This is a genomic window from Arenibacter aquaticus, assembly GCF_003957295.1.
Classification (GTDB): domain Bacteria; phylum Bacteroidota; class Bacteroidia; order Flavobacteriales; family Flavobacteriaceae; genus Arenibacter; species Arenibacter aquaticus.
The window spans coordinates 635,012-648,608 of the sequence record NZ_RQPJ01000001.1 but is presented as its reverse complement, the minus strand read 5'-3'; the positions used below and the strand labels follow the sequence as shown (position 1 = coordinate 648,608).

Sequence of the window (13,597 nt, the reverse complement as noted above, 5' to 3'; positions counted from 1 at the left end):
CGGATTGGGTGCATTAGTTTTTTCACGCACTGTTGATAGCTTAGGCATGGTAGCATATCATCTAAAAATGTATTGGAATGTACAAAACCTTACTTTTTATCGCTTCTAACAATGGGCCAATTTTGTTGGATATTTTTAGCAGTAAAATGATATGAAATGAAAGCCTTTACGAGATCAAAATATGGTGGGCCAGAATTACTTCAATTGGAAGAGGTAGAAAAGCCTAGTTTAAAAGATGGCCATATTTTGGTCAAGGTTTTGGCCAATTCCGCCAATCCCGCAGACTGGCATATTCTTAGGGGGAAGCCTTTTTTTGCACGTTTCTCTTTTGGGCTGTTCTATCCAAAAGAAAAAATTCTTGGGGCCGACTTCGCAGGTGTTGTGGAGGAAGTGGGGAACAATGTAGACCGGTTGCGAATTGGTGACCGGGTATTTGGAGAAACACTGGGTGCCGCCTTTGCACAATATGTCTGTGTCCCGGCAGAGGTATGTGGTATTATGCCCAGAAATGCCAGTTTTCCGGAAATGGCAAGCGTACCAGTAGCCGGACTAACCGCTTTACAGGCCCTCATTACAAACGGACAACTCAAAGAAGGGGAATCGGTTTTGATCAATGGTTCCTCAGGAGGTGTAGGCCATTTTGCAGTTCAAATTGCAAAGGCCTATGGCGCTGAGGTAACTGGGGTATGTTCCACTAAGAATGTGGATTTTGTTAGGTCCTTGGGTGCCGATGAGGTTATAGCCTATGATAGGATTGATATCCATAAACACATGGGTAGGTACAGCCTCATCATAGATAGCCACGGTAATCTCACCCACAACGATTATATGCGTATGGGAGACCGTGGGGTTATGGTAGGCTTTACTACCATAGGTCATATGATAAGGGTGCTTTTACAAAATACTTTTAGTAAATTTCCTTTAAAGCAGTTTACTGCAGAAGCCAATAGAACGGATTTGGAGACATTGGCATCCTTGATAGAGAGTGGGAAAGTTAAAGCTTACGTTGGGAAAACCTACCCCTATACCCAAATACCCGAGGCTATAAAGTATATTGAAGCCATGCGTACCAAAGGGAAAGTGGCAATGGTTTGGGAACAAGGGTAGCGGTATTCAGCGGTTTGTAAAAAGGGTCTTGACAAAGGCAAGCCCCCAAAGCGGAGTATAGTGGGGCAATAGCCCTAAGAACCAATAAATAACCTCTATAGAATTTTGAGAAATGGAGAAAGTAGATAATTATTTAGAACAGATAAAAAACTGGAAAGAAGAAACAAAGTTGCTCCGGGAAATATGTCTTGATTGCGGACTAACAGAAGATTTTAAATGGATGCACCCTTGCTATACATATCAAGAAAAGAACGTAGTGCTTATACATGGATTTAAAGATTATTGTGCCTTGCTATTTCACAAAGGGGCGCTATTGCATGACGGCCACAATATTTTAGTGCAACAAACAGAAAATGTACAATCGGCAAGGCAAATTAGATTTACCAAGCCCTCAGAAATTACCAGTCTAAAGTCGATTATAAAAGCCTATGTCTTTGAGGCTATTGAAGTGGAAAAAGCGGGGCTGAAAGTGAAATTGAAAAAGACGTCACAATTTAAAATGGTAGATGAGTTTAAGCAGGCATTGGAAAATGATCCCCAACTGCAATCCGCGTTTAAAAGTTTGACCCCCGGCCGGCAACGCGGGTATTTATTGTATTTTTCACAGGCCAAGCAATCTAAAACCCGTGTTTCCAGAATAGAAAAGTCCATTCCTAAAATATTGGAAGGAAAAGGTCATAACGAAAGATAAACTTGCCCAGAGTATTTCAAGTAAGGTTGCAGCAGCTAAAATTTGTCCAATAAACTGAAGGAGCTATGAGGAAGCTTTTGTTTGCCTAATTGGGAGTAATTGCTCCCATCCTATACTGGTCTGGGTACATAGGCAAGGGACAATGGATAATTAAATAGACTCGGGTGCCCTTTTTACTTTTTGACCTCCCTTAACCACCTCCTTTCATTAAAGATTTTTCTTGTTAAAATGTATATGTTTGCAACTTGATTCATTATAGCTTCAAAAAACGTAAATCTTAAATTGAATAATTATGCTTAAAGCACTAACTAAAATGGCCCTTGTGGCAAGCATGGGTATGCTTTTACTTGCCTGCAGTTCAGAGGATCCCGAGCCAGAACTGGTATTCAACGATTTTCAGCCGGAAACAAATAGTATAACCTATACCTCTGCAAATATTATTTTTTACGGTTCGTTTTCCTTTGATAACCGTACTTTTTTGTATAGGAAAAAAAATACGGGGGGTACTTTCCAGGAGTTACCTTTTGAGGGGAGTAGGGTAGAATTGACCAATTTGGAAAGGGCTACCACCTATGAGTATAAGGTGCAAATTTCCAACAACAGTAGTACAAAAGAATCCGATACCTATTACCTTACCACCAAGGCGGTAACCATAGATTATAATAAATTATTGTTGGATAAGGAGCCGGGCTATACTTCGCCAACCTTACTTTTTGCCCATACTAATCAGGAAATTACCATCCATGCTGAAGGTCTTTCGGAATTTGACAATGTAGCCCTTTATTTGGTGAATGAGGAGAGGACAGACAGTTTGGCCATGGCAACGACCAAGGTTGCAGATTCCCTGCGATTTACCATCCCAGAAGATTTTCTTGGGCAGGATCCAAGGGAGACGGACAAAAAGACCTTCGTAGGGCTGCAGATAGGGGATACCTATCAATATTTGATGAACTATCACGCCTATGTTAACTTTATAACTGGTAAACTGGTTTCTGGTGACGAAGGATTGTTAAGGCTAAAAATTATTAATTCAAAACCCTACATTAGGTCTGTAGATGTTAGACTGGCAGACAGCTCCCAATGCTTAAATTACACCCAACTTACTTTTCTAGGTGACTTTTTAGGTTATTGGGAAGAGTATTCTTGGACCCCCAGTAGTGCCCAAATTACCATTTATGATGCAGATGGGGCCGTATACTATTCCCAATTGCATGAATACGGGGATGATACAGATGAGTGTGGGGACCTATGGGTAACCATTAATAGTAGTAAAACTTTGGTAGAAGGAGTGCACAATTACCACCAAAGAAACTATGCCACCACAAAAATTTATTTAATGCCCGATGGTGACTATTCCGCGGAACTGCGATTTGAGTTTAATGACGGTCAATTGCCCCGCACCACAGAACGCTTTTATTTTACTAAGGAATAAACTTATAAGGCTTCTTTTAATAAGAAACCCAGCCACCGTGCTGGGTTTTTTATGCTTTGGAAGGGCATTCATGTCCCCTACTGTCGCCCCCGCTGGCGCGAGCCTGCCTATCCCGTCAGGCAGGCATCTTGCTCCTGCCATAAGTACCCCTGCTGGCGCCGGCCTTACTATACCTTCAGGGGGGCATCCTGCCCCATCCACAACAAGATCTACTGATAATAACCTAGGAAATATACACTTAAATCCAGTGTTGTACGGTGGCTGTGGTATTGCCAATATTCCTTATCTTAGAAAGGAGGAAACAACCCCCTGGTTGTAGTGTTCCCTCCACCGTTCCGAATAGAAAATTTAACCAATAAATCATGGAAGATGAAAAATGCAGTTCCAATACATAGTGTATACAATTTGGCCGAAACACTGATTTTTCCCAATGCTATTACTTTGAAAATACTCCTTTCCGGAAAGCATACCAACGGAATCCAAGCAATTTTTGAAGATATTGTTGAACCAGGAGTAGGTCCAGGAAGGCATATTCACCACCATCAAGACGAAACATTTTTCTTTTTGGAAGGAAAATTTATCGCAGAAGTAGGAGGTGAAATGTTTGAATTTAAGCCAGGGGATGTAGCCTTTATTCCCAAAGGAACAGTACACGCATTTAAAAATGTAGGTGATACAAGTGCAAGACTGCGTTACATTTTCTCCCCAGCCAAGACCATTGAAGAAATGTTTCGGGAATTTTATAAACGCTCTAAAGAGGGAGCCTTAACATTGGAAGAAATGGCAGAAATTTCAGCAAAACACGGACAGGAGTTTGTAGGACCACCACTATGATTAAAATATTGGTTAAAAAAGAAAATATGGCAACTAAGATTTTTTGGAAATATTAGTGGCTTTGCTGAAGCACCAAATCCGTTTTGCTATATTTGGAGTCTGTTCCAAAATGAAAGGATAGCATTTATAATTGGCTAGCTTTCATACACTAACCCTCAGGAGCAAAAGAAAGAGCATGGAAAATATATTGATATTACTGATATTTTTGATTTTACCTATTTCAACTATTTTTCTGTTTATTCTTAAGGACAATAATAGGACAAGAAGAAATATTCTGAATTTTATTCTTATTGCCAATACTTCATTGTTCCTGTTTCCATTGGCTTATGCCTACCTTGCTACCGGTTCAGGAGGTAATATGTGGAATGAAAATGGTCCTGGCGCAATTTTATGGCTTTATATGTTGATATTGCCAATATGCGGAATCATTCAGTTTATTCTTTTTTTGCTAAAAATTATTTTTTATCAGTCCAGTAAATTCAAGGCAGCAAAAAATTAATGGTTTTTGGAATTCGGCTTGGGGAAGTGGCCTTACCCCAGCTAATCACTGCCAAACAGCTTTTCATTAATGAAGTCTCCTCTTGCTGGCGCTAGCATCTTGCTCGTGCCATAAGAACATCTAATTAACATATAGCAGCCTGAATTATTAGTCTGTTTTAGGAATTCCTGAGCCTAGGGCGGGGGTAAACTTTGTGTTGTACGGTGGTTGTAGTATTGCTAATATTCATTATATTAGAAGGGAGCAAACAAACACTTGGTTGTAGTATTCCCCCCGCTGTACTTCCACAAAAATTTTATTATAACAAAGCGTATGGATACCTATTCATAATAGCTATTTACGGTAACATGTAGGTGTAGTTCTTTTATACTTAGGTTGTGCGTCACATTTGCCAACGCTATTGATAAACAAAACGGGAAGGCCGAAAACCGAACAAAGTAGGCAATTAATAACTAACCAATATTATGAAAAAAATATCAGGATTATTAAACGAAATGGCTGTACTGCTAACAGTTTGCATTTTTGTATTTGGATTTCAAAGTTGTAAGGAACAGCCCAAAGAAAAGGAACCACCGGTAACCGAATTTAATCTAACGACCGCCAAAGCTGAAATTGAAGAAGCCAACAAGAAATTTATGACTTTTCTGGCAAAGGGAGATTCTATTGGGATAGCAAATTCATACACTGCAGATGCCAAAGTAATGTTTGCAGGAGCACCTTCTGTAACTGGAAGAGAAAATATTCAAAAACTATTTTCAGGTATTATTAATTCTGGAGTAACAAGAATAAACCTTGAAACTAAAGAAGTTTTTGGCACCGAAGATTTGTTGGCAGAAGAGGGTGAAGTGACTGTTTATGTGAACGATGATACGGTTGCAGAAGAAAAATATATTATTCTTTGGAAGAAAGAAGATGGTAAATGGAAGTTGTTCAGAGACATTGCCAACTCAAATTCGCCAGCAGAAGAGTCAACTAATTAGTGGAGAGATTACAATGGAGTAAGTTTAAAATACGAGCGTACAATAACTAGGTCTTCTTTTGGCGGTACAGCCTATCGCGAAATAAAACGCCTTGGCGCCGGCCTGCCTAATCCGACAGGCCCCCTCGCTGGCGCGAGCCTGCCTATCCCGTCAGGCAGGCATCTTGCTCGTGCCATAAGAACACCTAATTAACATATGGCAGCCTGTATTATTCTTCCATAATTCAAAGGTATAGGGCAGATATCGGGTCCACAGAGCTAAGGAACGGCTCTACTTTGTGTTGTAGAGTGCTTGTAGTATTCCTCCCACTGTGCTCCCACAATATATTGCTAATTACCAATAGGTTATTGCTGCCTATTAAGTGCTATTTACGATTGATATAAGGGAAAATAGGCGCAGCTTACTCAATACCTGGGTAGTGTATTTAAAAAATCCATTGCTGGTCGTTAACACAGATTCCAAATGACAAACCTGCTTGCCCATAAATAAAGACGGAGGTGTTGAGGTAGAATAGATTAGGGAGTTTCAATTTTCTCTACAAAAACATCAAACTGCGTTATCACTTGATTTTCAGGTATTGATATGGAGAAAATCTCGCCAAGATTGTTTTCAAATATCCTAATGGGATACCCTTTGGTTTTTATAGATATACTTTGACTTGTTTCAGTATCAAACAAAAGAACTTCCCGCTTTAAAAACTCAGTTTTCACATCACTTCCATACCAATCTGGGTTATTGGAAGAAGCAAAAATGTATTTTGAATCTTTACTTAATCCTAGAGCAAAAAGATTTTGGGGCATTTGTGCTTCTATCTGAAAAGTAAGGGTTGAATACAACGTTCTTTGGCCATAATTTATCAAAGAGTTGGCTGAGTCACTATAAAAAGAGACATTCTTGTAAACAGGAATATAATTGGAATCTAAGGGTAAAGAAACTACTTTCTTATTTTGGATCTGTCCTTTTTCATCAATTGTAAGGAGGATACTTTCCTGTTCAGCCTTATGACCAATAAGAATTTCATTATCATTCACAGCAAGCATCCTGTAATTAGAATCTCCATGATGAGTGGTGTAATGAATTTGCTTGTCCAGAAGAATTAACTCTTCTCCATCTCTTTGGAAAACAAATATATTATCATTATCCACTACCACTATAAAACCATTCTTTGTATATAAAAAATCAACAATAATAGACAAATTAAATTCTTCATATAGGTAGAAGGAGTCAAAAGAAGAATTCTCTATAAGCGAGTTTGGATCATGAAAATGCATATTGTTGCCGCTATTAACAATTAATTCTCTTCCTTCTGGAAAATTAATGGGTTTTTTAAACGGAATTCTATAAGAAAAGCTGGTATTTTCACTGGTAAATGATTCTACTAATCCTGTAGCATAGTTATATCTTAACACTGCATTTAAGTCATAATTGGCCCAATCGGGAATCTTACTCCGACCATATAAGTATACAATAGGTTCTTCCGTGTCTATCTCTATATGTTCAATACTAATGGAACCAACCATATCCTTTCTTCTAAAAGAGACTTGTTCATAGTTGGAAACAATTTTGCTGCCAAATATATTGTAAGCGTTTATGGCAAAAAAAGGATTCTCCAAATAGGGTGGGTCCGTGTCAAGAAAGCGGGTTTCTTCAATAACATCAATTAAAGAGATACTATCTTCTTCATGAAATAGCATATTGCTGGCGTCTGAATTAGCATATACTATTTCGTAATGAGAAAAATAAGGAATGCTGTATTTGTCCCACTCCAATAGGATATGTTCCCCTTCTACACTAGGAGATTTTAGAATGACTGAATTTGGAATAACTAATTCTCTCGGATTTTCACTAAGCAGATTGCTTTCGCCCACCAAAATACCATTTGAATATACCCTCAAAAAATAGCATAAATTACCTTGGGTTCGGGGTGGACTATAATCTGTAAATGTAGTTTTGGAAATGTCATTAATTTCAGCGACAAGTTCTGCGTCTTCTTTTGTACAAACTCCTTCTTGGGAGCGGTAAATCTTATAACTGCTAAAGGAACTATTGTCAGTATTCTGCTTCCAGTCAAATTTCAGCAGCGTTGGCTGGTTTAAATCCCTTACAAAAGACTTGGCTGTGTGATTGTTGGGAATTGGGTCGTATGGCCTTAAAAAGGCTTTAAAATTATCTTGATTTCCATCATTGTCAATATCATATCTAAAATTGATGATCAATTGAGAAGGCTCGGACTCAATTACTGGAAACTCTACCTTTTCTCCAGTTGTACTCGACACTATTATTACTCCGTTTTCAATTTTCCAATTGCCCAAAGTCGTACTTGGAATACAATCAGATTTATTGTATAAAACTTCTTTATAAACACCACTCTCGGAAAAAACGATATGATCAAATCCACAATCCGGAAAATTAGGCGTCGTTTCAACAAAGTTGTCCATAAATTCGCCAGCATAAACATACCAGGTTCCCTGAATATCTTCTCTTGAGACCTGGGTATCCACTTCAGTTTCGGTGGTAGTAATGTCATTTTCTTGATTACAAGCTATAAAAACGAGTATGGCAATAATTAAATATATGTATCTTTTAAACATACTGAAGAGCTTCAAAGACTTTTTGTCTTTATCTGAAGGGCTAAATTAGAGTTTAATTTTTAAGGCACTAATTGTTTTCGACATATTGTAACCTATGATAGTGCAATCGAATACTACGGTATTTTTTTCAGTTACACCACTTGCACTGGCACCTTGCTCCTGCCATAACAAGAGCTACTAATGGTAAGTAGGAGATAGACTTAAATCTTGTTTTGTACGGTGGTTGTAAAGTTGCCAATATTCTTTATCTTAGAAGCTTGTTCACCAGGTCTGGGTGATGGTATGCCTCCTGCTGAACTCCACGGAAATTTTATAACAATAACTTGGTTTATAGTACGTAGAAGTAGCCATTTGGAAATATAGTAGGGAGTTACTTTATGCCTATGTTGTGTGTCACTGAAAAAAATGAGCTATTAATGAATTATCAGACATTTCAGCCTCATCCAGATTTAGAATCGCTTGTTAGCTGTTATTGGACTTTAGAAGTTCCTGCTGATAATTATTCGCAAAGACAACGGATTGTTCCTGATGGCTGTATTGAGATGGCTTTTATTCTTGGCGATGATATTAAACGATATACTATAGGGGATGAATTCATCCTTCAGCCCCGTGCAATGGTACTTGGGCAAACAATTGAACCATTTTATATTGAACCTACAGGCTATGTGAATACATTCGCCATCCGATTCTATCCGTACGGATTTGCCAATTTTATATCAGAACCAATTAAAAATTTAGCAAATAAAGAAACACCAATAGAATTATTGTTTGAAGAAAAATCCGCCAAGGAACTAGAACAGAAAATAATTCAGGCGAGAGACATTAAAGAAAGAATAGAAATAATAGAAAAATTTCTCTTAGCAAGATTAAACAATAAATCGTTTGTTGAGAATATAGTAAAATCAACTGTTAATGCGCTTTTGTTAACCAAAGGAAATGAATCGATAAAAACCATTCTTAAAGAAGACTTGTCCAAAAGAAGGCAACTTGAGAGAAAGTTTGCAAACCAAATTGGAGTGAGTCCAAAACAGTTGGGCAAAGTCATTCGCCTGCAAACAGCATTAAAAATGCTACTTAACAAAGAGAAAAAAAGCTTAACTAATATTGCTTACGAAAGCGAATATTATGACCAAGCCCATTTCATTAAAGACTTTAAAGAATTTACGGGCACCAACCCAAAGGAGTTTTTGGGAAGTGAAAATTTAACTCTTTCTGCTACTTTTTACAAGTAAACCCAGTGTCGCATTCTTACAATTTCAATTCATCTGTTGGTGATAATATTGTAGCATCAATTTAATCAATATAAATGAAAAGATTTATACTATTGGCCAGTATTCCTATTGTCTTTGGTTTTATGGCTTGCAACAATCAGCACAAACCCAATTCACAAACAGAAAAGCAAGATTTACCAATTAAAAAAAACATGAATGATATGAACAGTTTTATTTCCCTTTTTGAAATTCCAGCAATAGATATTTCCCGAGCAGTCAATTTCTATCAAGCCATTTTGGACATTAACATTGAGAGAATGGAAATGCCAGGAATGGAAATGGGAATATTTCCGTACAAAGAACAAATAGTGACTGGAGTTATAATGAAAGGAGAAGGCTACAAACCTTCAGCAGATGGATCTACTATATATCTAAATGGCGGAGACAATCTTCAAACTATACTGGATAAAGTTGAAAAAAATGGCGGAACAATCATTGTACCAAAAACCGCTCACGCAGATGAAAGTGGATTTTTTGCTTTGTTTTTGGACACGGAAGGGAATAAACTCGGTCTAAATTCCCCAAACTAAACAGAAGTAAAACGAACGCACAACAATCTATATAACCAATAGCGGTTTGGGTGTAAACTCGAACCGCTATTGGTTTAATTCAATATCTTGTTATTTGATGAATAGGTGAACTTAATCCGCCTCCGCTCCCCCCGCTGGCGCGAGCCTGCCTATCCCGTCAGGCAGGCATCTTACTCGTGCCAAAAGAAGCAGGGCCATGTACCTATTTCATTTTAGAGGCACTAAAAAAATGTTACCCGATAGGGAAGAGAAGAGTCTATTGTAATAAAACTAGTTCAGGTATAATCCTAATTGTCATTTTTCCATATCTTAGAACGGAGCAAACAAACCCTTGGTGGCAGTATTACCTCTGCTGTAAACCCGCCATAGTATTATAATAAGCAAAGCTAATGCTGCCTATTAATAGTTGTTTACGATGGCTATAGGGAACTATAGAGGGGGGTGCTTTATGTGTAAGTTGTACTTAATCTAAACCAAAATAAATTTTAGAAAATGAAAAAAACGATTTTAACCCTAACTTTTGCTTTAACAACATTGACTTTTTGTAATGCTCAACAAATTGAAATGGAAAAAGTATTTGGTGGATACAAATACACTCAAAACGGAACACTAATGAAAATGAAAGATTTGGTAAAAACAATGGAGTCAAATCAACAAGCTTTTGATTTAATTAAAAAAGCTCAATCGAATAACACCATGGCATCAATTTTTGGCGGAGCTGGTGGATTTTTAGTTGGTTGGCCAATTGGAACTGCTATTGGCGGTGGAGATGCAAACTGGACTTTAGCAGGAGTTGGAGCTGGTCTTATAGCAATCGCAATTCCATTTTCTTCAGGTGCAAATAAAAACGCAAAACAAGCTGTGGAATTATACAACTCATCATTGAATTTGACTTCATATTATGAATTTAAAATTATAGGAAACGGAAACGGAATTGGACTCTCAATTAATTTTTAAAAAACGACTACAACAAAACCTAAAAGTAAAGCGGACTTTAGGACTTAACCACGCCTGTAGCGTGGCAGGTTGAAAGGTCTGTGTATATTTATAAAGTCGCTAAATAGAATATTACGCTTCAGCAAAATGTTCAAATTTAGCTCTGGAACAAAAAAAGAATAAGCAAAACAATAAGCTTTAGTTGCGTCGGCAGACGGAAAAGAAAAGTTTCCTTTCTTCTCGCTGGCGCCAGCCTGCCTATCCCGTCAGGCAGGCATCTTGCTCGTGCCAAAAGAAGCAGGGCCATATAGCTATTTCCTTTTTTGAGGCACTAAAAAAATGTTGCCCGATAGGGAAGTGAAGAGTCCATTGTAATAAAACTAGTTCAGGTATAATCCTAATTGCCAATTTTCCATATCTTAGAACGGAGCAAACAAACCCTTGGTGGCAGTATTACTTCTGCTGTAAACCCACCATAGTATTATAATAAGCCAAAGCTATTGCTGCCTATTAATAGTTGTTTGCGATGGCTATATGGCACTATGTTGAGGGGTTGCCTTATTTGTAAGTTGACAGTAGTTAAAACAGAACTCTCCACATGAATAAAAAAATCGCAATTTTAAGAGGAATAAATGTCGGAGGAAAACGGAAAATCCTAATGGCCGATTTAAAATCACTGTGCGGGAAATTGGGACTGGAAAATGTAAAAACATACATTCAGAGTGGAAATCTAATTTTCAATTCGGATAGGAAAAACGCTGAATTGGAAAACGACCTTGAAAAAGCGATTACCGAAATATTTGGATTTGATGTTCCCATAATTGTTAGAACCGGAAAAGAACTTGAAACCACAATTAGCAACAGTCCTTTCTTGGATAAAGATGTTGATATTAATCATTTGCACTTGACTTTTTTGAAAGAAAAACCCAATAAAGAAAACATTGAAAGGACTCTGGCCTACGATTACGGACCCGACAAATTCAAAATTGACAACAAAGACGTATTTATATTTTGTGCAGGTAAATATCACCAATCAAAATTGACGAATAACTTTTTTGAAAAACATTTAAAAGTTGGTGCCACAACAAGGAATTGGAAAACTGTGTTAAAATTATCGGAACTAAGTAGGAGTTAAAAACCTAATCGCTTCAAGCAGTATCTAAACAGCATCGCCCCCGCGGCGCAAGTACCTTAACCTCACTGGCGCGAGCCTGCCTATCCCGTCAGGCAGGCATCTTGCTCGTGCCAAAAGAAGCAAGGCCATATACCTATTTCTATTTAGAGGCACTAAAAAAATGTTACCCGATAGGGAAGAGGGGAGTCCATTGTAATAAAACTAGTTCAAGTATAATCCTAATTGCCAATTTTCCATATCTTGGAATAGTGAAAATATATGTTTGGTTGTGGAATTCCCCCACTGTACATCCACAAAGATTTAATAATAATCATATGGTTAATTGTACCTACTTACCATAGCTATATGGAACTATAGTGGGGGGGGTACTTTATGGCTATATTGTGCTTTATGCCAAAAAACGGGAGTAAAAATTACCGTTCAAATCAAAACGAGAGTAAATAATTAGTATTTTTACCCTTGAACAGGATTTAGGTTTAAAAGTTACTCTCGTTATGAACAGCTTCAATAAATCTCAACCATATAATGATCTTCCTTTACTTCCTCCTAAAGAAGACCTGGAAACGAAGGAAATTCTAATCAAAACAATAAAGGCAAGTAGAGCCTTGGCTCAATTAAATGGTGCAATAAGAAATCTACCAAACCCTAGTCTATTTCTTGATACGCTTCACTTACAAGAAGCGAAAGCTAGTTCTGAAATTGAGAACATCATAACAACAAATGACGACTTGTATCAAGCTGTTGTAGCAGATAAAAAATTAGATAATCCTGCTACAAAGGAAGTTATTAGCTACAAAGAAGCTTTATGGCTTGGCTTTAAAAGACTGGAGAGTAAGCCTTTTATTACGACTAATCTGTGTATTGAACTTGTTCAATGTATTAAGCAAAATACTGCGGGTATACGAACTACACCTGGCACAATTCTATCCAATACAAAAGGAGAAGTTATTTACACCCCACCTTCAGGAGAGCAAATCATTCGAGAAAAAATGGCTAACCTAGAAGCTTTCATAAATGAAAACAGTTCATTAGATCCACTTATTAAAATGGCTATATCACATTACCAGTTTGAAGCCATACATCCATTTTCAGATGGTAATGGTAGAACAGGTAGAATCCTTTTATTACTACAATTGAAACTCGAAAAATTACTTGATATACCTGCATTATTCTTGAGTGAATACATTATTAGTCATAAAGACCAATACTACACAGGACTAATGGCAGTTACCGAAAAGAATGATTGGTCAAAATTTATCCTCTATATGTTAGAGATGGTAGAATCAACAGCAATAAATGGTCTTGAAAGATTAGAATCTATCATTCAGCTTATGGAGGCAACTGGCCAAGAAATTAAAGAAAAACTACCAAAAGTATATTCCAAAGATTTAGTTGAAGTCATCTTCAAACTCCCTTATACCAAAAGACAAAACCTAATTGATATTGAACTAGGCACACCAAAAACAGTTGGAAACTACCTCATGGCTTTAGAGGAAAAAGGATTTCTAAAATCTGTAAGAGTTGGAAAAGAAAAACTGTATCTAAATCAGAAATTAATGAACATACTTGAAAATTAAAAAGCACGAAGTTA

The 13,597-nt window shown here is 37.4% G+C and carries 12 protein-coding genes; 11 read left to right on the top strand and 1 reads right to left on the bottom strand.

Going from position 1 to position 13,597, the window contains the following annotated elements; translation table 11 throughout:
* The first annotated feature begins 156 nt into the window (after window positions 1–156).
* From EHW67_RS02475 to EHW67_RS02450, 6 genes are all read left to right on the top strand, one after another.
* Window positions 157–1,107 carry an NAD(P)-dependent alcohol dehydrogenase gene (locus EHW67_RS02475; protein WP_126160754.1) on the top strand — a complete coding sequence of 317 codons (951 nt, stop codon included), beginning with the start codon at window positions 157–159 and terminating at the stop codon, window positions 1,105–1,107.
* Window positions 1,108–1,219: 112 nt separating this feature from the next.
* Window positions 1,220–1,798, top strand: a complete 579-nt coding sequence (locus EHW67_RS02470; RefSeq protein WP_126160753.1) for a YdeI/OmpD-associated family protein — start codon at window positions 1,220–1,222, stop codon at window positions 1,796–1,798.
* Between the two features lie 292 nt (window positions 1,799–2,090).
* Entirely contained in the window at window positions 2,091–3,230 is a 1,140-nt protein-coding gene (locus tag EHW67_RS02465) for a hypothetical protein (RefSeq protein ID WP_126160752.1), read from the top strand.
* A 369-nt stretch (window positions 3,231–3,599) separates the two neighbouring features.
* Complete coding sequence (locus EHW67_RS02460; protein WP_126160751.1) at window positions 3,600–4,064, top strand: cupin domain-containing protein; 465 nt, start codon at window positions 3,600–3,602, stop codon at window positions 4,062–4,064.
* A 175-nt stretch (window positions 4,065–4,239) separates the two neighbouring features.
* Window positions 4,240–4,563 carry a hypothetical protein gene (locus EHW67_RS02455; protein WP_126160750.1) on the top strand — a complete coding sequence of 108 codons (324 nt, stop codon included), beginning with the start codon at window positions 4,240–4,242 and terminating at the stop codon, window positions 4,561–4,563.
* Window positions 4,564–5,027: 464 nt separating this feature from the next.
* Window positions 5,028–5,543, top strand: a complete 516-nt coding sequence (locus tag EHW67_RS02450; RefSeq protein WP_126160749.1) for a YybH family protein — start codon at window positions 5,028–5,030, stop codon at window positions 5,541–5,543.
* A 515-nt stretch (window positions 5,544–6,058) separates the two neighbouring features.
* Here the strand turns inward: EHW67_RS02450 and EHW67_RS02445 are convergent.
* The gene (locus EHW67_RS02445) at window positions 6,059–8,134 is read right to left on the bottom strand and encodes a lipocalin family protein (RefSeq protein WP_126160748.1); all 2,076 of its coding nucleotides are present in this window, start codon (window positions 8,132–8,134) and stop codon (window positions 6,059–6,061) included.
* A 416-nt stretch (window positions 8,135–8,550) separates the two neighbouring features.
* Here EHW67_RS02445 and EHW67_RS02440 point away from each other — a divergent pair, with 416 nt between their 5' ends.
* The 5 genes from EHW67_RS02440 to EHW67_RS02420 all read left to right on the top strand — a co-directional run bounded on the left by EHW67_RS02440 (window position 8,551) and on the right by EHW67_RS02420 (window position 13,583).
* Entirely contained in the window at window positions 8,551–9,366 is an 816-nt protein-coding gene (locus tag EHW67_RS02440; RefSeq protein WP_126160747.1) for an AraC family transcriptional regulator, read from the top strand.
* 74 nt (window positions 9,367–9,440) lie between these two features.
* Complete coding sequence (locus EHW67_RS02435) at window positions 9,441–9,935, top strand: VOC family protein (RefSeq protein ID WP_202911897.1); 495 nt, start codon at window positions 9,441–9,443, stop codon at window positions 9,933–9,935.
* Window positions 9,936–10,427: 492 nt separating this feature from the next.
* Window positions 10,428–10,892: a hypothetical protein gene (locus EHW67_RS02430; RefSeq protein ID WP_126160746.1), complete on the top strand. Its 465-nt coding sequence runs from the start codon at window positions 10,428–10,430 to the stop codon at window positions 10,890–10,892.
* A gap of 577 nt (window positions 10,893–11,469) precedes the next feature.
* Window positions 11,470–12,006 (top strand): DUF1697 domain-containing protein, encoded by a 537-nt coding sequence (locus EHW67_RS02425; protein ID WP_126160745.1) that lies wholly within the window; start codon window positions 11,470–11,472, stop codon window positions 12,004–12,006.
* 494 nt (window positions 12,007–12,500) lie between these two features.
* The gene (locus EHW67_RS02420) at window positions 12,501–13,583 is read left to right on the top strand and encodes a Fic family protein (protein WP_126160744.1); all 1,083 of its coding nucleotides are present in this window, start codon (window positions 12,501–12,503) and stop codon (window positions 13,581–13,583) included.
* The last annotated feature ends 14 nt before the right edge of the window (window positions 13,584–13,597 follow it).